The 24,252-nt window shown below is 61.3% G+C and carries 19 protein-coding genes; 7 read left to right on the top strand and 12 right to left on the bottom strand.

Features of this window, described 5'->3' with window-relative positions:
• Positions 1–111: 111 nt before the first annotated feature.
• Complete coding sequence (locus tag ACKVY0_RS20495; RefSeq protein WP_409216708.1) at positions 112–2,601, top strand: DEAD/DEAH box helicase; 2,490 nt, start codon at positions 112–114, stop codon at positions 2,599–2,601.
• Positions 2,602–2,655: 54 nt separating this feature from the next.
• A complete protein-coding gene (locus ACKVY0_RS20500) occupies positions 2,656–4,230 on the top strand; it encodes a peptide ABC transporter substrate-binding protein (protein WP_409216709.1) in 1,575 nt (524 codons plus the stop codon).
• 68 nt (positions 4,231–4,298) lie between these two features.
• On the opposite strand, the gene ACKVY0_RS20505 is transcribed toward ACKVY0_RS20500, so the two are convergent.
• The 10 genes from ACKVY0_RS20505 to ACKVY0_RS20550 form a co-directional block, all read right to left on the bottom strand.
• Positions 4,299–4,643 (bottom strand): DUF5615 family PIN-like protein, encoded by a 345-nt coding sequence (locus tag ACKVY0_RS20505; RefSeq protein ID WP_409216710.1) that lies wholly within the window; start codon positions 4,641–4,643, stop codon positions 4,299–4,301.
• Complete coding sequence (locus ACKVY0_RS20510) at positions 4,640–4,879, bottom strand: DUF433 domain-containing protein (RefSeq protein WP_409216711.1); 240 nt, start codon at positions 4,877–4,879, stop codon at positions 4,640–4,642. Before ACKVY0_RS20510 ends, ACKVY0_RS20505 begins: the two co-directional genes overlap by 4 nt.
• Positions 4,880–5,054: 175 nt before the next feature.
• Positions 5,055–5,654, bottom strand: a complete 600-nt coding sequence (locus tag ACKVY0_RS20515) for a Uma2 family endonuclease (RefSeq protein ID WP_409216712.1) — start codon at positions 5,652–5,654, stop codon at positions 5,055–5,057.
• 71 nt (positions 5,655–5,725) lie between these two features.
• Positions 5,726–7,306 (bottom strand): hypothetical protein, encoded by a 1,581-nt coding sequence (locus ACKVY0_RS20520; RefSeq protein ID WP_409216713.1) that lies wholly within the window; start codon positions 7,304–7,306, stop codon positions 5,726–5,728.
• A 42-nt stretch (positions 7,307–7,348) separates the two neighbouring features.
• Entirely contained in the window at positions 7,349–8,767 is a 1,419-nt protein-coding gene (locus ACKVY0_RS20525; protein WP_409216714.1) for a sulfatase, read from the bottom strand.
• 32 nt (positions 8,768–8,799) lie between these two features.
• Positions 8,800–9,444, bottom strand: a complete 645-nt coding sequence (locus tag ACKVY0_RS20530) for a hypothetical protein (RefSeq protein ID WP_409216715.1) — start codon at positions 9,442–9,444, stop codon at positions 8,800–8,802.
• Positions 9,441–10,565, bottom strand: a complete 1,125-nt coding sequence (locus ACKVY0_RS20535; RefSeq protein WP_409216716.1) for an FAD-dependent oxidoreductase — start codon at positions 10,563–10,565, stop codon at positions 9,441–9,443. The genes ACKVY0_RS20530 and ACKVY0_RS20535 overlap by 4 nt, the downstream gene beginning before the upstream one ends.
• A 45-nt stretch (positions 10,566–10,610) precedes the next feature.
• Positions 10,611–11,873 (bottom strand): beta-ketoacyl-[acyl-carrier-protein] synthase family protein, encoded by a 1,263-nt coding sequence (locus ACKVY0_RS20540; RefSeq protein ID WP_409216717.1) that lies wholly within the window; start codon positions 11,871–11,873, stop codon positions 10,611–10,613.
• Positions 11,870–12,223 (bottom strand): acyl carrier protein, encoded by a 354-nt coding sequence (locus tag ACKVY0_RS20545; RefSeq protein ID WP_409216718.1) that lies wholly within the window; start codon positions 12,221–12,223, stop codon positions 11,870–11,872. Before ACKVY0_RS20545 ends, ACKVY0_RS20540 begins: the two co-directional genes overlap by 4 nt.
• 46 nt (positions 12,224–12,269) lie before the next feature.
• Entirely contained in the window at positions 12,270–13,427 is a 1,158-nt protein-coding gene (locus ACKVY0_RS20550) for a type III polyketide synthase (protein ID WP_409216719.1), read from the bottom strand.
• A gap of 101 nt (positions 13,428–13,528) precedes the next feature.
• Between ACKVY0_RS20550 and ACKVY0_RS20555 the strand changes: the two genes are divergently transcribed.
• The 3 genes from ACKVY0_RS20555 to ACKVY0_RS20565 are packed head-to-tail and all read left to right on the top strand — an operon-like array spanning position 13,529 to position 16,562.
• Positions 13,529–14,092 carry a Uma2 family endonuclease gene (locus ACKVY0_RS20555; RefSeq protein WP_409216720.1) on the top strand — a complete coding sequence of 188 codons (564 nt, stop codon included), beginning with the start codon at positions 13,529–13,531 and terminating at the stop codon, positions 14,090–14,092.
• A complete protein-coding gene (locus ACKVY0_RS20560) occupies positions 14,092–15,756 on the top strand; it encodes an FMN-binding protein (protein WP_409216721.1) in 1,665 nt (554 codons plus the stop codon). Before ACKVY0_RS20555 ends, ACKVY0_RS20560 begins: the two co-directional genes overlap by 1 nt.
• Positions 15,757–15,779: 23 nt before the next feature.
• Positions 15,780–16,562 (top strand): hypothetical protein, encoded by a 783-nt coding sequence (locus ACKVY0_RS20565; RefSeq protein WP_409216722.1) that lies wholly within the window; start codon positions 15,780–15,782, stop codon positions 16,560–16,562.
• 8 nt (positions 16,563–16,570) lie between these two features.
• Here ACKVY0_RS20565 and ACKVY0_RS20570 read toward each other — a convergent pair whose 3' ends face one another.
• Positions 16,571–17,314: a DUF4058 family protein gene (locus tag ACKVY0_RS20570; protein ID WP_409216723.1), complete on the bottom strand. Its 744-nt coding sequence runs from the start codon at positions 17,312–17,314 to the stop codon at positions 16,571–16,573.
• A 79-nt stretch (positions 17,315–17,393) separates the two neighbouring features.
• Between ACKVY0_RS20570 and xerA the strand changes: the two genes are divergently transcribed.
• Complete coding sequence (gene xerA, locus ACKVY0_RS20575; protein ID WP_409216724.1) at positions 17,394–18,287, top strand: site-specific tyrosine recombinase/integron integrase; 894 nt, start codon at positions 17,394–17,396, stop codon at positions 18,285–18,287.
• A 115-nt stretch (positions 18,288–18,402) separates the two neighbouring features.
• On the opposite strand, the gene ACKVY0_RS20580 is transcribed toward xerA, so the two are convergent.
• Positions 18,403–20,739: a heparinase II/III family protein gene (locus tag ACKVY0_RS20580; RefSeq protein ID WP_409216725.1), complete on the bottom strand. Its 2,337-nt coding sequence runs from the start codon at positions 20,737–20,739 to the stop codon at positions 18,403–18,405.
• Positions 20,740–20,947: 208 nt separating this feature from the next.
• On the opposite strand from ACKVY0_RS20580, the gene ACKVY0_RS20585 reads away from it, so the two are divergent.
• The gene (locus tag ACKVY0_RS20585) at positions 20,948–24,235 is read left to right on the top strand and encodes a hypothetical protein (protein ID WP_409216726.1); all 3,288 of its coding nucleotides are present in this window, start codon (positions 20,948–20,950) and stop codon (positions 24,233–24,235) included.
• The last annotated feature ends 17 nt before the right edge of the window (positions 24,236–24,252 follow it).

Genomic DNA, 24,252 nt, shown 5'->3' on the forward strand with positions numbered 1-24,252 from the left:
TGTGCGTCAGCGATAACGCGGCGTGGCGTGGATTCAAGCGCGGGCCTCGCATAAACCGTTGTTGCGCATGGGTGAGGTTGTTCGTAACCAAGCGCGCGCAATGTGAACAACATGCTTCCGTCCCTCAATCAGCTCAAACTTCCCGATCCCTGGCAGCATCAGGCGGTGAATTTGTTGCGCACGGGCTGTGATGTCGTCGTCAGTGCGCCCACCGGAGCCGGAAAGACCTACATCTTCGAGCTGCTGCATCAAGGCCGCCATTTGACCGGCCCGGCGATCTACACCGTGCCGACGCGTGCTCTTGCGAACGACAAATACGCCGAGTGGAAGGAAGCGAAGTGGAATGTCGGCATCGCCACCGGCGACATCGCCGAAAATGTCGATGCGCCCGTCGTTGTCGCCACTTTGGAGACACAACTCGAACGCCTCGTGCGCGGCGAAGGCCCCGCGCTGCTCGTCATCGATGAGTACCAGATGATTTCCGACAACGCCCGTGGCGCGAACTACGAAGCCGCCATCGCACTCGCACCTGCGCACACACGCTTGCTCCTTCTCAGCGGCTCCGTGGCGAATCCCGAGGACATCGTGGCCTGGATGCAACGCTTGGGCCGCAAAGCCGAAGTCGTTGCCACGCGTGAACGTCCTGTACCGCTCGAAGAAGTGGCCCATGAGGCTTTGCCGCAGCGCACTCGTCAATTCGATCACTACTGGCCGCGTTTCGCCGCTGCCGTGATGCTCGCCGATCTCGCGCCGCTGCTCATCTTCGCGCCACGCCGCAAAGAAGCCGAATCCATCGCCCGCCGACTCGCCAACGATCTCCCGCAAGGCGATCCACTCGAACTCACGCCCGAGCAGCGCTCCGTGTGTGGCAAAGATCTCGCTACGTTGATCGAGCGCCGCATCGCCTTCCATCACAGCGGCCTCTCGTATGCGGCACGTGCCGGAATCATCGAGCCATTGGCCAAAGCGGGTCAACTGCGTGTCATCGTCGCGACGATGGGACTCGCTGCGGGCATCAACTTCTCCGTGCGCAGTGTCCACGTCGCCGCCACGACATATCACGACGGCACCAGCGAGCACAAACTCGCTCCCGACGAACTGCTGCAAATGTATGGCCGCGCCGGACGCCGTGGTCTCGATGACAAAGGCCACGTCATCACCTCACGCGACAGCCCCTCGCTCTCCGACGCACGTCCTGCGCGCCTGCACCGCAGCGCCTTGCTCCCTTGGCCGATCTTTGTGCGCGTGATGAAGCACGCTGCCTTGAAACAAGAAAATCCCTTCGATGCCGCCACCCGCTTCGCCGAGCGCATGTTCGCCAAAGTGCCGCCGCTGCTGGGTTTGGAGGCCAACGATTCATCCGTGCAGCCAGTGGAGATGAAAGCGTTGTTCGGTCTCGAAGCCACCGAGCGACAAATCTTGAACTCTCGCGGCGAATGGGAACGCAAACACCGCCACGCGCTTCAACGCGTGCCGCTTTCACGTGTTTGGATTACCAGCACGACTCAAATCGGCTCCGCGCTTACCATTCCTAGCTTCGCCGCGAAGTTCGCGCATGGCATCGGCCGCGTTGGCAAGATCAGACGCGAGAACGCAACGATCTATGGCGTCGAAATCAGCCTCGGCACGCCCGTGGACGAGCCAGCAGGCCACATCCGGCCCACGAAGACGATTCGCCGCCTGTTGAAGCTGCCGCGCAAAGCCGAAACCATCGCACTCGAAGAAATCACCATCCTGCATGCCGGTGAACTCGGCGCAGCGATCATTGAGACCGTGGATGACATCATCAAAGATGTCGCGCCTGAGTTCATCGGCACCGTGCAGAAAGAAAACCTCGTCTTCGCCTGCTTCGATCTCTCGCACATCGAAGTCATGGCCTACGAAGACAGTCACCAGCGGCTCCTCTTTGCGCCACAAGAGCGCGGCATCGTCGTGCGCAACGCCACCGGTGTCCATATGACCGAAACCGCCACGACCGACCGTGAACCGCGTGTCGGCTCACCCATTCACGCCTGGCGCACACTCGCCCTCATCGACGCCGCTGGCGTGCCGACACGTCGCGGCGAAATCTTCAGCTTCTTCCAGCACGGCGAAGGCCTCGCCATCTGCGCCGCGCTCGAAGACGAGAGCTATCACGCCGACGAACTCGTGAACCATCTCGCGAACCTCCGCAGCGGCTCCAAATTTGATCTCCCGCACGCCGCCGGCTCCGAACGCCTAGCTGCCGTGTGCCGTGGCACCTACGGCTTCATCAATCACCACGGCTATCTCGAAAACGGCCTCCCCACCGATTACGGCGAAGGCGCCGCCGAACTCCTCGACGCGTTGCTGCATCCCGAACGTCCCGGGTCGCACGATCTCCGTGCCGGCATCGCCGAAGGTGATATTTCGAGAGCCTATGTCGAATGGCTCAGTCTCCTGCGTCACATCACGCACGCTCCCGCTCACCCTTGGCGGCGCTGGACCGAGTTGAAGGAAGCAGCCAAGCAAACCCTCAAGCACCACACCAAAACACTCCGCCACTTCTTCCACCTCGACCTCCCGCCGCTGACGAACAAGCAACGGCATGGCAAGGTGCGGCATTATTTGATGGCGAAGTGATCGCCCAGCCATCTTTGTGCTGCGGACCGCCGCAACCGTGTGCTAGCTTTTCGCGTGACTCGTTTTGTCTTCGCCGCCGCACTTCTGCTCACGCTCGCCGCCTGCGGGCGTTCGCGGCCGCGTGCGGATCTCGTGTTCATCAATGGTGCCGAGCCGGAGAGCATTGATCCGGCCATTGTGACTGATCAGGTCGGCATGCGCATCGCGTCGGCGTTGTTTGAAGGGCTGTGCCGCATTGATGAGGCCGGCAAACCGCAGCCCGGCATGGCGGAGCGCTGGGACATGTCGCCTGATCGCAAGACTTACACCTTCCATCTGCGTTCGAATGCCACCTGGAGCGATGGCGTGCCACTCACGACGCAGGACTTCGTCTATTCGTGGCAGCGCGTGCTCAGTCCCGAGTTCGGGGCCGATTACGCCGGGCAGCTTTACGTCATCAAAAACGCCCGTGCTTTTCATGAAGGCACGCTCAAGGACTTCGCGCAGGTCGGTGTTGCCGCGCTCGATGATCACACGCTGCGAGTCGAACTCGAAAATCCCACGCCCTACTTCATCGACCTCTGCGCCTTCACCGTGTTTAATCCGGTGCCGCAGCGCATCATCGAGAAACACGGCACCGCGTGGATCAAACCGGGCGCTCTCATCGGCAACGGCTCCTACACGCTCGAAGACTGGCTGCTCGATGACCGCATCGTGCTGCGTCGCAACGAACGCTACTGGGATGCCGCGAACGTGCCGATGAAGAGCATCGAAATCCTGCCGATTTCCGAACCGAACACCGCGATCAATTACTTCCTCACCGGCCAGGCCGACCTCATCATGGACAAGGGCATGGTGCCCACCTCGCTCACGGCGAAGCTCAAGCAGCAGCCGTACTTCCACACCGGCCCGTTCCTCGGCAGCTACTTCACGCGCTTCAACGTCAACCGTGCACCATTCACCGATCCGCAGATACGCCTCGCCTTCTCGCTGGCGATTGATCGCAAACGTGTCACCGAAAAAATCACCCAACTCGGTGAACGCAATGCCTTCAGCCTCACGCCGCCCGGTGCCGGCCAAAACTACCAGCCACCACCCGGTCCCGAGTTCGATCCAAAGCGTGCACAGCAGCTTCTCGCCGCCGCCGGTTATCCCGGCGGCAAAGGCTTCCCACGCGTCGAATACCTCTACTTTCCGAAACCGGTCGAACGCAACATCGCTGTCGAACTGCAGGCCATGTGGCAGGAGCATCTCGGTGTCAGTGTCGATCTCGTGAAGCAGGAGTGGAAGATTTACCTCGCGTCGATGAAGGAGAAAAACTACCACCTCTGCCGCAGCAGTTGGGTGGGCGACTACAACGACCCTGGCACGTTTTTGGAGATGTTCCTCTCCACCAGCGGCAACAACCGCACCGGCTGGGCCAATGCGAAGTACGACGAACTCATCGCCGCTGCTGCCAGCGAACCCGATCTCAACCAACGCAACACGCTCTTCCAGCAGGCGGAGAAACTCCTCGTCACCGACGAAGCCGCCATCCTCCCCATTTACCACTATGTCGGCGTCCAATTCTACCACGCCGACCGCCTCACCGGCGTGCAAGCGAACATGATCGACGATCATCCCTTCCGCTGCATGCGGTGGAAAAAGTAGCCTTGTTGCTGTGCAACAAGGTCAGAGCCAGTTGCGCAGCAACTGGCCGCTGGCCTCAAGAAGATGCCTCACGCATGCAGCACCAGCGAGCTACGGCTCAGCTCCACAAAGTCCCCCTGGACTAGCATTTGCAAAATGCCCAACCAGTTTGCTTGCAGCAGCCGAACCAACTGGTCGTTCGGAATGTTTCCGGTGGTGATGAACAGCAGCTTGGCGGGTTCACCATGCATGAGGAAGCTGTCCACGAAGTCGCGGTCCTTCGTGACAACAATCCGCTGATCCGCAGCGGCGATGCGCCGAATTTCGCTGTCCGTGGTCAGATTGCCAGCAGGCAGATCAAGGGTGTGGATGGCATCAGCACCTAGCGCTGTCATTGCACGCGCCAGCCGTCGCGCATCCACCACGAATTTCATGCCAGCACAGGTTCGATCCGCTTCGTGCGCGTCAGTCTGGCTGACCAGGCGATGGCCGCGCGCAGGTCATCAGCTTCCAGGTCCTCGTAATCGGCCAGAATTTCCTCATTGGTCATGCCGCTACTGAGTAGTTCCAGCACAAACTCCACCGGATAGCGCAGACCGCGAATGCACGGCTTGCCATGACATATATCTGGCGCGGAGGTGATGCGGGAAAGCAGCAGTCGGTCACTCATGCCAGCAAACTATCACACCCAGCCCGCAGGAACAACATCAGCTTCGCTACCACGCCGACCGCCTCACCGGCGTGCAGCCCAACATGATCGACGATCATCCCTTCCGCTGCATGCGGTGGAAAAAGTAGCCTTGTTGCTGTGCAACAAGGTCAGAGCCAGTTGCGCAGCAACTGGCCTACTTCACCATCACTTCCGGCAGCAGCTCGCGCACGCGGAGCTGCAAATCACGGATTGTCGTGCATTGCACCTCGTCCTCGCCGGAGAACGTCGCATGCTCGGTGTAGTCGCCCTGCCATGGGCGGCGGAAGACGTGCAGCTCGCGGTCGTTCACATCCAGCACCCAGTATTCGGCGATCTCGGCTTTCGCATAGGTCTGGCGCTTCGTGTTGAGGTCATACTCCAGCGATGAATCGGAAATCTCGATGATGAGCAGCACGTCATCGGGACCGGGATGCGACAGCGTGTAGCCATCCTTGCGTTTCTCGACCACGGCGATGTCTGGCTGCGGCTCGTTGTGGCGGTTGATGCGGATCGGATTTTGACAGCGCACGCGCAACGCTTTGCCGACTTTCTCCCGAATGACCTCGTGAACTTCATCGGTGAATCCAGAGTGAAAAGGTCCAGGCGGCAGCATATCGACAATCTCCCCGTTGATGAGTTCCATGCGGCGCGTCTCACCCGGATCACGCTCGTTGAAGAGACGGTACAGTTCCTCCACCGTCGCCTGATGGCGCATGGGGGACGTGGGTTGCGGCAGTGGAGCGAGGACGGCCATGACGTGCGGATATTACCGGTCTGCATGGCGGAGTGCAAGCACTGCCATGCTCCAGTTGCGCAGCAACTGGACTACTTTGCTACGCCCGCCACGGCGATGCCGATTTCCACGGTCGGCTCCGTCGCATCGTTCATCGGCGGTTCGGTGAAGGCACCGCCGTTCGACTTGAGATCGTTGCCGACGGACCAGATCAGGCCGCGTGCGAGGCTGTATTGCAATGGTGCGCCGGTGTAGGGATCGACCGGCAGATCGAGCAGGAAATTGAAGGTGCGGAGCTGTTCCAAGGTGCCGGGTAGCGTTTTCTTTTCGGCAATGCAGCGGCGTACGGCGAACAGGGTGATGATCAGATTCCCCCGCGCACGCGCCAGCCCCAGGAACGCTGGCAGACGCGTGTACTGTTTCGAGCGTTGAAGGAAATACATCCGCCCGGCAGAGTTTGGCTGGTAGGAAGTCTCGGCTGCGGGAGTGTTTTTGAGCCGAACATCGGAAGTGAGCGCCAGCGGCGCCTTCATCTCATCCTTCAACTGCCGGAACGCGGCGGCAAAGTGTTGCAGAGTTTCATTCGGCTTGAAGAACAAACGTCCAGGCCGCCGCAACTGCACACCGCCGGGCATCGTGTCGAGCAGTTCACCGCTCTTGGGGCCGAGAATCAGTTTCTTCTCATGCACGTAGAACGCATTCAGCGCACGCTCCAGCATCTCGACGCTGGGCTGGCAGACGTTGAACTGGCGCTGAAATTGACGCAGCGTCGCTTCGGGCAGTTTCGTCTGCCGCAGCAGATCAGCGAGTGTTTGCGCGGCAAAGGCCTGTGCTTCCAGGGAGCGCTCATAGCACGAAGGCCAGGCCCAGACCTGCTCCAGGCGCCAGCCGAGTTCGGCGAGATCAATCGCCGCCGTAAACGCCTCCTCCTCCTGCATGCGCCGCGAAAGATAGGCTGCCTCCGCCTGCTTCAAACGCAGCGCCTGATGCCAGCGCGGATCGCTGCAAGTGTCCGTGACATGCCACGCTGCATGCGTTGGATGCCAATCGGCGTCTTCGAGCAGATCACGCAGATTATCGAGCGCGGCCCCGTTCGCCTGCACGATGCGCGACAGCGTGGGCGTGTCCCACAGCCACGGCGGCTTGCCATACAAGGTCGTGTTCTCGAAGGGCGCGATGGACTCCAGGAACTTCCGCAGCTTTTCCGGCGTCTGAATGGTCTGCGCCTGATCCACGGGTCGCTTCAGCAGCAGATCCTCATCCGCACCCAAAGCCGGATCATCCAGATACTGCCAGACGATGAACACAAACGCGAGCAGCCCCATGCTCAAGATGACCAGCGTGAACCAAGAAGCTTCGCGCTCGCGCGGCACACGCAGCCGCCGCGGTGGGGTCACCAGTCGTGACGGCGGTGCCACGTTGGGCAGCGCTGCCACCTGGTAGATGATTTCGGCAGGCGACGTCGGCACCATGGGCTTTGCTTTTGCTGCCGCCGCTCGGCGTGGTGGCGCAGGCTCCTGTTCTTCGTCCTGTATGAGCCGCTGTTTTTTCGCCGCTGGCGCATCCCGCCATTCGTGATCCAGATCCCACGGAGAATGCCACGCGCCACCGCCGTCGCCGTTGTGCGCGGGCTTGTCGGCGGGTGTTTCTGGCGGCGTATGGGGCCGGATCATGTGGCGCAGTATGAATGCACTCCTGCCTCACGGCAAACCATGTCATGGCTTCGCGTCACGCAGTTGCTTCGCCTTGCCGCCGAAATACGGATAGGTGTCCCACACATTCGTCGCGGGATCGACACGCGGATCATGGGTCTCGTGCATCCATGCCTCGACCCGGGCTCCAAGGGCGGTTTTGACCGGCTTGAGGTGCGGATCAGCCGCCAGATTCACGAGTTGCTCCGGATCGCTCTTCAAATCATACAACTCCTCGGCGGGTCGTTTCCCGAAGCTCAGCTCAAACAGAGCCTGCATCACCGGCTCTTGCGCATGTTCCATCAACGCCTTGGTGCGCGTGCCATCGATGTCACCATACGGCCCAACGGCAAAGTACAGCTCAGGATCGCCTGCGGGCCAGCGTTCCGGCCGCAGATTGCGCAGATACAAATAGTCGGCCGTGCGGATGCCGCGCACCGGATAGCTCAGATTGCCCTTCCGCACATTGGCATGTCGTTCACGCTCGATGAAGACGTGGTCGCGCTGCACGGCGGAAGGTTGGCCCGTCAGCACATCCACAAAGCTGCGACCCGTCATCTCCGGCCACGCCTTGAGTCCGGCAAGTTCGAGAAACGTCGGCGCAAAGTCCGTCAGCGAGATGAAATCAGCGCTCACCGCCCCCGGCTTGACCTTTCCCGGCCAGCGCACCGCCAGCGGGACATGCGTGCCGTCGTCATAGCAATGCGCGAGGCCGTGCGGCATCTGCCAGCCGTTGTCGCTGGTGTAAATGATCACCGTGTTCTCCAGGTCACCGCTTTTTTCCAACGCTGAGATCACTTCACCAAACGCCGCATCCATCAACTCCACCTGCGCGAGATAATCCGCGATTTCTTCGCGCACCACGGGCACGTCCGGCAGGCATTTGGGCACCCGCACCTGTGCCGAATCAATGCCGCGTGCTTTGCCGGTGCCTGCGCGCCATTGATGCAGCGCCGTGTGCGTCGAGCCGAACCAGAAAAAGAACGGCTGGCCCTGCTTGCGTTCGTTCATGAAGGCGGGGAAGCCTTCGAACTGCGCGCCCGCCGGATTCACCTCGCGGCCGAAGTCTTTGAAGTTTCCTGGCGACCAGCCTTTGCCCGTGAACCCGACCTGATAGCCCGCTTCGCTCAGCGCATCGCCGAAGACGCGAAACTTCGCGGGGAATTTACTCCAAAGACTCGCCGCATCCTCAAGCTGATGCGCCGCCCGCCCCGTGACGATGCATGACCGCGTCGGCGAGCATGACGGCACTGGGCAGAAGGCGTGTGTGAACCGCATGCCCTCGTGACAGACGCGATCAAACACCGGTGTGCGCACCACGAGATCGCCGTTGGCACCCGCATGAGCATAGGACCAGTTGTCAGCGATGAGCAGCAGCACATTCGGCGGTGCGGCTAGCAGCGATGATGAGACCAGCGTGAGAAACAGGAGCGGGCGAAGCATGCCCGTTGAAACGTGCCGCTTCCGCCGAACTCTCAGCGCTCCGCCATGAAGCGATACCCGCCCAGCGGATGCGATTGCACGCTCACCCGCCATTCCTCACCGAGGCCGAGCGCCTGGCGCAGCTCATCGCCACGAAAGCCGGCACGGATGCTCGCTTGCATGTCGTGACGCTGGACATGGTTCAATTCGGCGATCTCACAAAACAACCGGCCCATGATCGCGTGAATCCGCCATCGCGCTGGTTCAACGGCCACGAAGAGGCGTGTGACCGGTGAAATGCGTGAACCAAGCGTCCGCAGCTGCTCCGTCATGAAGTGATGCAGAAACAAATTCGCGATCACGATCTCGGACTCCGGCAGAGCCTGCGTCAAAACATCGCCGCAGCTCCACTGCGCCTCGTGCGGCCAATGTTTCGGTCTTGGGGCCAGATCCATCGCTTGCAGTGCTTCTGCGCGGCACAAACCAGCGTTCAGCAGCCGCAGTGACAGCTCACCATCGCCCGCGCCGAGTTCGGTGATGCGCCAGCCGGTTTCGCCATGTCTGCGGATCATGCGCTCGATCCAGCGATGATTGCCCATGATGCCGTTCACCAGCAGCATCTCCTCGCGCGCACGGATCGCAGCAGGATCGTTATGCGGCAGTGTGTCGAGCAGTTCGGGCTGAAGAAGGCGCTTCATGGCTGGTAGCGGTTGAATGGCAGACTCTGCATCGCAAACCACGGCGGCACATGATCTGACCGCAGGATGCTGCGTATGATGAAGTCACGCAGCAGGCTGCGCATCACGCCACGCCAGACGCCGAGGCCCATGCCCCACTCAGCGCGGCGTGCGGCGGTGCGTGCGGCGGTTTGACGGCAGTGTTCATACTGCTTGAACCAGCGTTCCGCGTTTTCACCATGGCGCAGGATGGCATGCAGCATGGCCGCCGCGAATTCGGCATCGGCAAAGCCGGTGTTCATGCCCTGGCCGCCGATGGGGCTCATCACATGCGCCGCATCGCCACACAGCAGCACATGGCCCAGATGGAGCCGTTCGCAATCCAGCCGCCATGGCGAAAACGCGCTGGCATTGAGCTGATCGGCCGCGTTGAGCAGCATTCCCGTGCGCTGGCGCACCTGCGGCACCAAATCGGTTTCGTCGTTCGTTTGCACGATCCAGCGCCGCTGTCCTTCCGGCAGCGGAAAACTCTCCACCGCGCCGGCTGCGGTGAAAAACAGATGCGCGTCATCCTGCATCGCGGTGCGGTCGATGAAATCGCCCATGACGAACTGGCAGCCGTACTCGCGCCGCCGCGTGCGGATGCCCAGCAGCTCACGCACGCGGCTGTGAGCGCCATCGCAGGCCACCACGAACGCCGCATGAAATTCGGCCTCTGCGGTCCGCACTATGACGCCATCCGCTTGTGATGAGAGCGCGGCGCATTCGATGCCACGCATCAATTTTACCGTGGGCTGTTGCATCAGCGCCTCCTCCAGCAGCCGCATGGTCTGCCGCTGCGGCAGCGAGAGGATGAAACGATGCGCTCCGGCAATGTCACGAAACGACACACCGCCAAGCCGTCCCGTGTGACCATGCACAAAACAGTCACGGATGCAGACACCGCTTTGCACAAAGCTCTGCGCCAGTCCCACCGTCGCGAGAATCTCCAGTGATGGCGGTGTGATGCCGATAGCCTGCGACTGCTGTGGCAGTTCCGTGCGTTGCTCCAACACCAGCACATTCAATCCACGCTGGCCGAGCAGCAGCGCGAGCAGCAAGCCCACCGGCCCGGCACCGATGATGATGACATCGTGTTTCATCGCAGAGGTTCGAGGCAGGCGGGCATAGGCGACGAGTTAACGGCGTCAGGCGCAACTGCGCGCGAGGATCAACGCCACATTCGCACCGCCGAAACCACTGGAGTTGCTCATGGCGACGCGTGGCGCTGCATCCACGCGCGTGGTGATGATCGAGACGCCTTCACACGCCGGATCGAGCTGCTGAATCTTCGCGGAAGCAGGCATGAAGCCTTCGCGCAGTGCCAAACAGCAAATGCCGGCCTCCAAAGCACCGGCGAGACTCAAACCATGCCCCGTGAGCGCCTTCGTGCTGCTCACTCGCGGCCTGGCTGCGCCGGTGAAAACCGCTTTGATCGCGTTCAATTCAGCGATGTCGCCCGCACTCGTCGCGGTGGCATGCGCATTAATGTAATCGACCTCTGAAGCATCGAGACCGGCATCTTGGAGGGCATTCGTCATGGCACGTGCCAGTCCGTCACCAGTGGGATCAGGCGCGACGACATCGTAGCCATCGGAAGCCTGCCCCCAGCCTTTGACCTCGGCATAAACCGTCGCGCCGCGAGCGGCGGCATGTTCCGCCTCTTCGAGCACGAGCACCGCACTGCCGCCAGTGATGACAAAACCATCACGGCTCACATCAAACGGCCGCGGTGCCAGCGCCGGGTCCGTGTGCGAACTCAGCGCCCGCAGTGAGGCAAACGGCAGGATGTTGTACGGATGACAATCCTCCGCACCGACCACGAACATGATTTTCTGCCGCCCCAGCCGGATCAAATCACACGCACTGCCCAGCGCATGCGCCGAGGACGCGCACGCGCTGCTAAACCCGACGGCGGCACCTTTGATCGCAAAGCGTGCCGTTAAATTGAGATGCAACGAGTTCGGCATGCACGTCACCACGGACTGAGCCGAGATGCGTGCGGGTCCGCGACTGAGCAGCGAATCCATCGTCACATGCGTCAGCCATGCCGAGCCTGCCGAAGCACAATACAAGCCGGTTTGTGGCGTTGAAACGAGCGCAGGATCGAGTTTGGCATCGCTGATGGCCTCTGCCATCGCGGCGATGGCGAAGACGGCGTTGGGAACCATGGTGCGCAGTTGCGCGCGGCTGATCTCGACGTTGGCGGGGAAAGTCCAGTCGAGTGGATCGGTGGTGGGAAACGCAAAACCCTTCACGGTGCCCGCCAGCTTCACGCGATCATTCGCGGCGGCGAGTTCCGGCATGAATTCGATGCCACAGCGGCTCTCGCGAAGGCTTTCCAGCACCGCCGCACGGTTGTTGCCAATGCTGGAGATGAATCCAAGTCCAGTGACGACGACGCGGTTCATGCGGCGAACTTGGTGCGCAAAAAGGCCTTCAACTGACCGAGTGTGCGGATGTCGTTCATTTCCTGATTGGCCACCGTGATGCCCAGCACTTCCTCCGCCGTCATCACGACTTCGATCATGCCGAAGGAATCCATGCCGATGTCTTCAATCAGGCGCGAGTCATCGGTGGCAGCGGCCACGCCTTCCGGCTTTGGATTCGCCGCATCACGCGCCAGCACGCCGAGGATGATGGCGGGCAGTTCATCCAAATTCCGCGACTCCTCAAAACGCAATGCGGCGTTCAGCGTCTCTGCGCTGCAACGTTTGAGGGACTTGGTGATTTCCTCGACCCGGGTTTCGCTGATCGGCATGGGGCGATTTAATCAATTCTGCGGCTGAAGCAACCTTGGCGCAGCATCAGGCGCACACGGCAGCCTGTTCAGATGTCCGGGCTTTCTGGGTGGCGGAAATCGCCGCACCGCAGCGTTCGAACACGGCGGTTTCCACGGTGAGTCCAGGACCGAAAGCGATGGCGCAGGTCATGGCACGATCAGTTTCGGCTTCTTCAAGCAAACCTTTGAGCACAAACAGCACCGTCGGGCTGCTCATGTTGCCGTAATCACGCAACACCCGGCGCGACATCTCCAAGGCATCGTCCGGCAGTTCCAGATGCTGCTCCACCTGCTCCAGAATGGCACGACCACCGGGATGCACCGCCCATTCGTCGATGTCATCGAGTTCCATCTCACGCTTGGCGAAAATGCCGACGAGCATCGCGCGGATGTTGCTGCCGATGAGATCGGGCACATAGGCGGAGAGCACCATGTTGAAGCCGTTGTCACCGATGTCCCAGGCCATGTGTGCCTCACTGGCGGGCACCAGTGCCGAGTGAAAGCCCTGCACCCGATAATACGGCCGGTCGCCTGACGGTTCGCGCGCACTGATGAGCGCCGCCGCCGCGCCATCGGCGAACAGCGCGTTCGCTACGATGCTTTCGGGCTTGTCGCTCACTTGCAGATGCAACGAGCAAAGCTCCAGGCACATGACCAGCACCACGGCCTGCGGATTCGCCTCACAGAACTGCGCCGCCATGCGCATGGCCGGAAACGCCGCGTAGCAGCCCATGAAGCCGATGGTGTAGCGCTCCACGCTCTCATTGAGCCCCAGATCGCGAATGATGTGATAATCCGGCCCTGGATTCGCGAAGCCGGTGCATGACGCGAACACGACATGCGTGATGTCACCCTTCGCAAACTGCGGGCACTCGGCGAGCGTCTTGCGAGCGAGCTTCACCGCGAGTTCGCGCGCGGCCTTGGCATACAGCGCGTTGCGCTGGCCGGTGGTGGGCGAATTGATCGTGCCGTCCGGCAGCGTGCGAAACAGCTCGCCATCGTCCTTCAAGAAGTCATCGCTCGCGCTGTAGCGCGTCTCGATGCCGGTGCGCTCGTAAATCATTTCGACCATGCGTTTCGCCCGTGGCTCGGTGACCCAGCCCTTCATGCGGCCGCAGGCGAACTCGTTGCTGTAAAGAAACGGCGGTGTGGCGGTGGCGATGTGATGAATGTAGGCAGGCATGAAATGGTTTACGCCGAATCGGTGCGCAAAGCCATGCAAACCCCATACCTCCATGCTGGAAACCTTTTGCGCCGTCACGGCCCGGCGGCTACACTCCGCGCATGATCAGCGTCCTCGACACCCACGAAGCGCGGCAGACGGTGTTTCCCGTCAGCGTGGCGTTTTACCATGAAGCCGGGCGGCTCGGCCTCATCGGCGAGGAGGTGGAGTTGCTGGAAGGTGTGCTTTTCAAAAAAATGGCCAAATCACCACTGCACCAATCCCTCGCCCGCAAATTGCAACGCTTGCTGGAAAGCCTGCTGCCATCAGGTTTTTTTGTGGATCGCGAATGTCCGATCACCTGCTCACGGTCAGAACCAGAGCCTGATGTGGCCGTGTTTGCGGGAACCATCGAAGACTACGAGCACGCACACCCCACCACGGCCGAACTCGTCATCGAGATCGCCATCAGCACGCAGCAGCGGGATCGCAGCAAGGCGGCGATCTATTCTGAAGCAGGTGTGAAGGAATACTGGCTCATCGAACCGGAGAGCCGTTCCGTCGTGTTGTATCAGGCTCCTGGCGTGGCCGGCTACGGCAGTCAGACCACTTTCACCGCCGCTCAAGAAATGCGCAGCAGCCTGTTCCCGGAGTTTGCGCTGCGGCTCGAAACACTGCTGGTGTGATGGCTCACGCCCGCCGCTGGAAATCCATCGCCCTGCGTCTCTGGCGCGTGGCGTTGCTGGCGGCGGCGGTGTTCGCGATCCGGCGTTCGCAGCAGCCTGAGGCGGTGGAACTCACGGTGGAGCGGGTGCGTGACTTTTTTCCCGCAGCGGCCGTTTTGATGCCGCAAAGTGGCATGCAGGCGGTGAAGGATGCTTCTGGCATCACGCTCGGGCATGTGATGCAGACTTCGCCGGAGGCGGATGACATCATCGGCTACTCGGGGCCGACGAACACGCTCATCGCGCTCGATGCACGCGGCAAGGTGCTCGGCCTGCGCATCCTGCACAGCAGCGACACGACCGATCATGTGGCTGAGGTGGTGGGCGAGCGTGCGTTCTTCAAGCAGTTCACTAACAAAAAGGCCGCTGAGATAGCAAACATGCCTGTCGATGCTGTTTCGGGCGCGACTTTGACCAGCAGCGCGATTGTGGAAGGTGTTCTGCGACGTCTGGGCAAGAGCGCGACGACTTCGCTGCGCTTTCCAGACGCGCTCACACTTGATGAAGTGCAGAAGCTGGAGCCGAAGGCCGCGAAGCTGCGCGAATCGAAAGCGCATCCGGGTTCGCAGGAGGTTCTGGATGCCAAGGATCAAGTGATCGCGCTGGCGGTGCGCACGGCACCGGCTTCGGACGGTGTGGTCGGCTACAAAGGGCCCTGCGACACCTTCATGCTGATGGATGCGACGGGTTCGACACTGCGCGGCATCGCCTTGCGGCGCAGCTACGATAACGAAGCCTATGTCGGCTACGTCACGGGTGATGCGGCGTTTTTGCAGACGTTTGATGGCATGGCGACCGAGAAGATCGCGAACATCGACTTCAATGCAGCGGGCATCGAAGGTGTTTCCGGTGCCACGCAGACGAGCTATGGCGTGGCGGAAGGTGTGCGCGTGCGGGCGCAGGCTTTGTTGAAGGAGAGAGAAGCGAAACGAGGCTGGTGGAGCCTGATTCGCTGGCGCTGGCAGGACACGGGGCATGTGATCGTCATTCTGGCGGCGTTCGTGATGGCGTTCACCTCGCTGCGGGGTCGTGCGTGGTGCCGGCATCTGCATCATGCGCTGCTGGTGATCTACGGCGGCTTCGTGGCGGGTGAACTGCTCTCGCAAGGACTGCTGGCCGGCTGGGCGGCGTATGGCATGCCGTGGCGTAATGTGCATGGCCTAGTGTTGTTGGCCGCAGTGGCGCTGCTGGGGCCGATTTTCACCAGCAAGCAGCTCTACTGCCATCACATCTGCCCGCATGGTGCGTTGCAGCAGTTGTTGGCAAAGCGGTTGCCGTTTCAATGGTCGCCACCGCGTTGGCTGGAAGCGCTGCTGTCGAAACTGCCGTTCGTGCTGCTCGCCTTCGTGCTGTTCAGCGTGGCGTTTGGCCTGCGGGTCGATTTGAACGCGCTGGAGCCATTCGATGCCTATCTGTTCCGTGTCGCGGGTTGGGCGAGCATCGTGCTCGCGGTGGTGGGTTTGGCGTGGTCGTTGATCACGCCACTGGCATACTGCCGCTACGGCTGCCCGACGGGTGCCTTGTTCAAGCTGCTGCGTTTCACCGGTGATGCAGATCGACTTGGCATGCGCGACTGGCTGGCGGCGGCGTGTGTTGTTGGTGTTCTTCTCTTTACTCACCCCTGAAAACTGAATACGGAAGACCATTCATGTCACTCATCCCCGGTTTAGAGTCCAAGTTCGGTCGTTTCGCCATCCCCGGCCTCGTGCAGGTCATCGCGATGTTTCAGTTGCTGGTGCTGGCGATGGTGATGTTCATGTCACCGGAGGGAGCGACGGCGTATTTGATGTTTCTCGATCTAAACCCAGCACGCGTGATGCAGGGCGAGGTCTGGCGGCTGATTACGCATGTGTTCATCCCCGGCAATTTCTCGCTCATCTGGGCGCTGATCGGCACGCTGTTCATGATGTGGATCGGCCGCAGCTTGGACGCGGCTTGGGGAGCGTTCCGAGTGAACCTGTATATTTTCGGCTGGATGTTCGTGGTCACGCTCGGTGCACTGGTGTTTGGCTGGCCGGCACCGGGCATGTTTCTTTATCAATCGCTGCTGTTCGCCTTCGCCACGCTATTTCCGAACGAGGAAATCTATTTGTACATGATCCTGCCGATCAAAATGAAGTGGGTGGCCTTTCTCGCCGCAGGCATGACGGTCTTCTTGGTGATGCGCGATCCTTCGATGCTGCTGCCAGTGCTGGCAGGGCATCTCAATTATCTCATCGCGTTCGGGCCGGGGTTTGTGAGCGAAAGGGCCAAGCAGGCACGCGTGCTGGCACGCCGCACCCGCTTTGAATCCGCGCAACTGCCGCAGGGCACGTTTTTTCATCAGTGCTCGGTCTGCAAAAAGACGGAGCTGGATGATTCGCATCTGGAATTCCGCGTGCTGGATTCAGGCGATGAAATTTGCAGCGTGTGCCGGGCAAAACGCGGCTGAGGCGTGCTTTAGAGGCGCTTGGCCTGTTGCAGCAACTCTTTGGCCCAGGCGGTGTCGGCGTCATTGAGCGGCGGCTCAGGCGGCAGCGAGTAATCGGTCTGCCAGTAGCCGCCGGTGCGGTAGCAGCGGTCAATGAGCGGTTGGAGATCGAGCACGACATCCGCGTCGGTGGGGCGCAGTGGGATGCGGATGGCCCGGAGGCGCTCACGCAGCGGCAGGTAATAGACCTCGCGGGCGGAGGGCTTCGCATCACGCACGACGCAGATGATGCCGCGGGCGCTGTCGCCTGGCGGGCGCACTTGATCCGGCGGCAGCGCTACGCTGTGTCGGCCACCACGGAGGAGGTCGATCTCAACGAGATTCACGTGGCTGTTCAAGTAGGTGCGCTGGCGGGCGTGGTAGTTCTCCTGGTCCCAGCCTTTGTTGGTGGGACTGAGCAGCTCGATCACCGTGACGAGCCGACCGCTACGGTCGCGGATTTCGATCCAGCGCGGCGTTTCAGCATCGACGTGCACGATTTTCGGCTCTGCGGTCCTCACCCCGCCCGGTGCCAGCTCAGGCGTCCACTGCGGCGGAACGCCGTGCTTCCAGGTTTCGCTGACGGCTGGCTGTTGAATGAGCGCTCGCAAATCGAGCGGCAGAGACTCCGAAATCACGTCGCTGATTGACACGGTCATTGAACCACGCACATCAGACCAGTCGGCTTCCATCCACGGGTCGATGCCTGGAAAGGGATTGTCGCAGCTTGTCATGCGCTGATTCTATCGCAGCAGCGGCATGCTGGCAAAAGTCATGTTTGGCAGCGGCCTGGGCTGCAAGTAGCCTGTGCCAATGCCTGCTGCCGACCCACTCGCCGACGACTTCCTGGAGTTCATGGAGGTGGAGCGCCGTTCGTCGGAACGCACGCTGGCAAACTACGAACTGGCGCTGCGGCAGTGCCGTGAGTGGCGCACGCCGTTCAAAGGCTGGAGCGAACTCACGGCGGATGACTTCCGCGCCTATTTGTTCGACCTCATGAAGAAAGAACGCGGTCGTGCGACGATCCGGCTGCAATTCGCGGCGATGCGCAGTTTTTTCAAATGGCTGACGCGGCGGCGTGGTTGGAAGGCGAATCCGCTGCTGGAGGTACAGCTGCCGAAGCGTGAGAAAAAACTGCCCGTGGTGCTCACGGTGACGCAAATCGAGACGATGCTGACGCTGCCGCTGACGCTGGAAAAAACCAAACGTGACGCGGTGTGGGCGCCTGAACGTGACGCGGCGATCCTGGAGCTGTTTTACAGCACCGGCATGCGTTTGAGCGAGCTGACGGCGCTGAACGTGGCGGACATCGACACCTACACCGAAACAGTGCGCGTGTTCGGCAAAGGGAAGAAGGAGCGGCTCTGCCCGGTGGGCAGCAAGGCGCTGGAGGCGGTGCAGCGTTATCGTGCGAAGGCTGGCGTGCATGACGGTGCGTTGTTTCTCAGCAAGCTGCGCAAACGCATCAGCATTCAGGGCGTGGATGATGTGGTGAACAAATACTGGCGTGCGTCAGGCCTGCCGGTGCATCTCACACCGCACAAGTTCCGCCACAGCTTTGCCACGCATCTGCTGAACAACGGTGCCGATCTGCGCAGCGTGCAGGAGCTGCTGGGCCATGCGAGTCTTTCGACGACGCAGATTTACACGCACGTCTCGACGCAGCGAATGAAGGAGGTCTATGAGGCTTCACACCCACGGGCGTGAGTCTGAGTTGATGGTGAATGGTTGATAGTTGATGGCCAGAGTAGCAACCTACGGGCGCTGCCCTCAGCCTCAGGCTATCAACCATCAACTCTAAACCATCAACTAAGTGCGGCGCTCACTTCGCCTTCACCCACGTCGCAATCGGCGTCGCCGTATGAGCGGGCGCTTCATCGAGGGCGAAGGTGATGCAGAGGCTCTGCGGGCCTTTCGCCTCGGCGAGGGCGACTTTGAGGATGTTTACTTTCTCCTTCACCAGATCACGCGCTTGTTCGCTGGCGGCCTCAGGAGGCTGGCCGGTGCTGAAGGTGGCTCCGGCAGGCGAAACGATCGTGGCCACGAGGGTTTTGCCCCCTTGGGCGAGTTTGGCCGTGGCACCCTCGGTGGTGATCTCCGCCTTGGTCTGCATGCTCCAGGTCAGCGTCTTGCTGTTCTTCACCTGCAAATCATCCTGGATCACTAGATACGGCTTGGCACCACGCACCACCATCACCCCGCGATGCACGTCCTTCGCGAACTTGTTGTAGGCTTTGGTCATATCGACCGCTGCCACGCCGCGTTCAGGCGTGGAGGCGTTGATCAGCACGCCGGCTTTCGCTTCCAGGTCCTGGTTGTCATCAAACATGAGCGTGTTCTGCCCTGCGGTTCCAGCGAGATAGAGCGCGAAACGCTTCGTGCGGTCGGCACCGGGCTTCACTTCATAACCGGCGACGCGATCTGCCTCCGGCCCAAGCTCCAGGCCCCAACGCTGGCCGCCGGCGTCCAGTACGAAGCTGCCGATGTCGAGCTGTGCCTTGTAGTCGTTGTTGTCACCGCCTTTGACGCCCACAAACAGATCGGTCTTTTCCCAGCCGGAGCGCACTGTGGCCACGATGCCACCTGGCATCGCGTATTCCAGGCTGTCCGCCGTGCCATCACCGGCGGCATGCGGGTTGTAGTAGATGTAGTTGCCGGCGTGGCCGAAAAACGACGCCGAAACTGGCATCTTGGCTCCGGCGCTTACGGCGGGGATGCCGGGATTGCCATGCACGCTGCACAGCCACGTCGCCACCCAAGGGCGTGTGCCGCCAGTCGCTGAGTTGTCACCAAAGTTAAACGGCTGGCCGGTGGGACCGTAAAGATGCATGCGCGCCACGCCGAACTGCGGGATGCCCTCCAGCATGCTCAGACCCAGGTCTTTGCCCGTCGCACTGCGCAGTGACTGGATCACCATCGCGGCGTAATCCATCACGGCATCACCGACCACCAAGCCTTCGGGCCACACGCCTGCCGGGGCAAAGCGCTGAATGCCTTCGCCAAAGACCTTGGCGCCAGCGGCAGCGGATTTCTTCGCGATTTCGGGATCCTCATCCGCGAAACAAATCGCGGCCATCAGCAGGGCAGATGCCACCGCCATTTTTTCGCTGCCGGGTGGCACATCGTCCGCCTTGGCAGGCGGTCCTTTGGCTTTGCCTTTGGCTGGGGCTTTGGCGGGTGCCGTCTGCCCGCCCGAGACGCCTTTCGTGCTCTCCGGCACCGGCTCATCATGAATGTGCGCCACCAGCGCATCGATCCCTTTCTCGTGGAGGAAGGTGCGAACCACCGTCGCCTGCTCCTGATTGAAACCATCGCGGAACCAGTCGTAGCCCAGGCAGACGGCGATCACCATGTCCGACACGGCCAGGCTCTCCTCAGGGTGCCAGTCGCGGAAATTGGCTTTGTCGCAGAGCAGGATCACCTCGCGCACGGCACGTTCTTTCCACTTCAAATCGCCATCGCCATAATGCAGCGCCCCCAGCAGGCCCATGCGATAGATCGCACGTGAGCCTTCGCTCACCTGGCCGCGCATTTCGCCGTTGATGCGGTTCAATTCGGGATCCTTGAGCAGATCTTCGCCGGAAGCCTTCAGGTTCGTCATCAGCTTCGTCAGCAACGGGTCCGTGGCCAACTGGCCTTTGATCGCCGCCCAGCCCGCCGCGTTTTGCAGCAGCCGTGGACGCACCTTCGCGATGCCGCTGAGGTAATCGTTCGTTGCAGGTGCCTTGTATTTCGACACCGGGATCACCGTGATCGCAGGTCGTGGCGGCGCAGGCTTGCTGACGACCTTCGTGGCGGCCGCAGGTGCTCCCGCAGGAGGCGTCGCTGGCGGTGCGCCGGGTGTGGCTGCTGGCGTGGCAGGCATCGCCACTGCCGGAGCTGCGGGTGCAGGCGCGGCCTGCATCGCGGCATAGCGTGCTTTGGCGTATTCAAAGTCCGCTGGACTCAACGTGGCGATCGCCACGTCGAACTCCTTGCCGTCCTTCATCTTGATCTTCAGTGTCTTCGTCACCGCATCGACGGACACCAGCGTCGCTTCGATCTGCTTGCCCGCCGTGTTGGTCCACAGGCGAAATTCCTCCGCGAGCTGAGCTTGAACAGCGGTGGCGGCGAGCAAACCGGTGGCGACGAAGGTGAGGAAGCACTTGGCGAATTTCATGGCAGGTGGTGGTTGTCTCTAAAGCAGCCGTTTCGAGAGCAATGGTCAAGCTCGAAACCGCAGGCGACATGAAACGCACCGCCACCCAAGAATCACGCATCTGCCGCGTGTTGCCCCTGTTCTTTACCGTGCCTTTACACATCCGTTCTCGTCAGCCGGAACGGAACCTGATAAGAATTTCACGAAATCCAACCCAACCGCCAATTCCATGCGTGCGCTGTTCTCCTCACTCCTCGTCTTGTGTTTTACCAACGCCTTCGCACAGGAGGTGCCGGACGACAAACTGCCCGTGCGCGAGCGTGAACGCCGCGTGTATGTGCCGTTCGATGAACTCGAAAAAGTTTTCAAAGACGGCGGCAAGGGCGTCTTCCTGCCGTATCGCGAATTCCTCGATCTCTGGAACGAATTGACCATCAAACGTGCGGAAGACGACAAACCGCCGCCCGCCGAGGCCGTTCTCGCTAAAGCCGAGTACACTGGCCACATCGAAGGCGACAGCGTCGTGCTCGAAGCGAAGATCACCGCCGAGTCCTTCAAAAAAGGCTGGGTGCTGCTGCCGCTGACCGACAAAGCCGCTCCCGGCATCGGCGAAGCGACCACCGGCAAGGCGGTGCTGCGCTCTCGTGCCGATGGCAGCGACCTCATGCTGCCGGACAAGGGCGTCTATGAGATCACGCTCAAGATTTATGCCCCCATCATCCGCAGTGACGGCAAATCACGTGTCACGCTGAATCTGCCGCGTGCAGCCGTCTCACGTCTCAACATCACCGTGCCGGGCGAAGGGTTGGAATTTGTGGTGAACCCCGCAGCGGCCTTCACGGCACAAGCAGCGGCTGGGCAGACGCAGTTCGCCTGTTTTTTCGGCACCACTTCGCAGCAGAGCATCTCCTGGGGGGCAGCGCAGGCCGTCACACAGATGAGTCCGCTGGTGCTGGCGCAGACGAAGCTCAGCACGCAAATCGGCACCGGCTCCGTGGCGACGACGGCGGACATCGCGCTGCGCATTTTGCGTGCACCGATCAGTGAATTGAAGATTGCCCTGCCCGCCGATCAGGAAATCCTCGGCGTCACCGGCGCGGGCATTAAAGAGTGGAAGATCGAGGAGCCACGAGTGGCGGGTGAGTTGTCGAAAGTCCGCCGCACGCTGATCATTCTGCCGGAAAAACCGCTGCGCGATGATTACACGCTCAAACTCCAGCTCGAAGGCCCCGTGGCCAAACTTCCCGCCGAAGTGAACGTGCCCGACCTCGAAATCATCGGTGCTGCGCAGGCGAACGGTGAAGTCACCGTCGGTGCCGAGTCACAACTTGATGTCACGCCGAAAACGCTGACCTCCACCGCACGCACGCAGGCCGGTGGCAATGCCGGCGTCGGCACGTTTCGCATTCTGCGCCAGCCGTACCAGCTCACGCTTGATGTCGCCGAGGCGAAACCGCAGGTCGAGGTGAACAGCCTCACACGGTTGAACGTGAAACGCGATGCCGCCACGCTCAGTGCCGAGTTGAAGTATCAGGTGCGTCGCGTCGGCATCTTTGAAACGCGTCTCACACCGCCCGCAGGCTGGACTGTGACCGATGTGAAGGGCCAGATCGACTCCTGGAACCTCGAAGGTGCCGATCTGGTCATCAAACTGCCCAAACAAACCGCCGGCGACTTCAAAGTGAATCTCACCGCCCGCCAAGTTCGTCCGCAGGCCACCGCCGATGTCGTGCTGCCCATTTTCGCGCCGCAAAACGTCACGCGGCATGAAGCGCTCGTCGGCGCGACGATTCATTCGAGCTTGGAGCCAAACACGAAGGAACTCGGTGATTTCCAGCAGGAAGACGTGAGCGCTCTCGGCGCTGCGCAGCAGCAGGAGGCGAATGCGACCGAGCTGGCCTTCCGCTATCGCGATGCAGCCAAGCCCGCGACCTTGAGCCTGAAAAGCCGCAGTTCGCAGGTCAGCGTGGAGGTGCTGACACTCGTCGAGGTGAAGGAGCAATCGACTCGCCACACCTGGACGCTCGCGTTCGATGTCGCGTATGCCGCCACGGATCGTTTCGTGCTCGCCGTGCCAAAGGAAGTGGCGGGCGAGATTCGCTTCGTCGATCCGCAGGTGAAGGAGATCAACAAGACCTACACGCCGCCGCAGCCGGTCACCTTGCCTGATGCGGCGAACTATGTGCTGTGGGAGGTCGTGCTGCGCAGTGAGCGGCAGGGCGCGTTCACGCTGAGCCTGAATCTCGAACGTCCCGTCGCTCTCGAAGCCGGAAAAACCGCCAAGCTGGATCTGCTGCATGTGCATGTGCCCGGCGCGTTCCAGGAAACCGGCCAGGTGGCCGTGGTGAAGGCTGACAGCCTCGAAATCCGCAAATCGGAGCCCGAAACGCTCGAAGAAATCGACGCACGCGAACTGCGCGGCGAATTGCAGCGGCCCGGCGTCTTTCTCGCTTACAAATACCGCTCGCTGCCGATCAAGCTCGGCGTCGAACTCGCGAAGAACAGCTTCATCGCCGTGCCGCAGGCCGTCATCACGCATGCCGATCTCATCACCGCCGTCGCCACTGACAAGGCGCAGACCACGGAGGTGATTTACTGGGTGAAAAACAACGACCTGCAGTTCCTCGTCGTGAGCTTGCCAAAGGGATCACGGTTGCAGTCGGATGTATTCGTCAATCGCGAGGCGCAGCAGCCGATGCGTCGCGAAGGCAGCGAGGACATGCTCGTGCGCCTGCCCAGCGGCGATGCCGCGCGTGTGGCGTTTCCGGTGCGCTTCGTATTTGAATCTCCGAGCGCGAATCCCGGCGAAAAACTCGGCTGGTGGGGCAGCATCGCCGTCAATGCGCCGCAGGTGGCCGATGTTGGCATCATGGAGACGCGCCACACCTTGTTCCTGCCGGAAGGCTGGCATTACACGAGCTTCAACGGCCCGTTGACGCCGGAATCGCGGGATCGCTCGTGGCGGACGATGCAGAGCCTCGTGAACGAGGTGTTGCCCGCGTTTGGTCCGCAGCTCGACACGCTCGATCAATCGCGCTGGGGCCAGGTTCCGGTCGTCGCGGGCGATGTGCGCACGCTGTATGGCTTCCAAGTGCAGCAGCAGGGTCATCACGAGGTATTGCATCGTCTCGGACCGCCTGCCGAGATCGGCGTGAGCTTCCGTGGCAAGCGTATCACGTTCTTCTATCAAGCACTGGCCTTCCTCATCGCCCTCGTGGCCGGTGTGCGCTGCTGGAACGGCAGCACGACCGACAAACTGCGCTACCTCGCCATCTTCGGCCTCGGGGCGATGCTTCTCACCGGCTTGTTCAGTGCTGCGAACGTCCCCGTACTCCTCGCCGCGATGCTGGCCGCGATGATGGTGATGTTCACCTGGCTGTTCCGCAGTGCATTGGGCATGGCCCTGCGCGTGTGGCAATTCGTTTATGCGTGGTGGACGAAACGGCACACGAAGCCACCTGCGCCCACCACACCGCCGCCTGTTCCGCCCACGAATCCAACCCCAGCCGCGAAGTGAGATGAAAACATCGCAAT

Origin of the sequence: Prosthecobacter sp., from assembly GCF_046154365.1 — a bacterium.
In the GTDB taxonomy this organism is placed as follows: domain Bacteria; phylum Verrucomicrobiota; class Verrucomicrobiia; order Verrucomicrobiales; family Verrucomicrobiaceae; genus Prosthecobacter.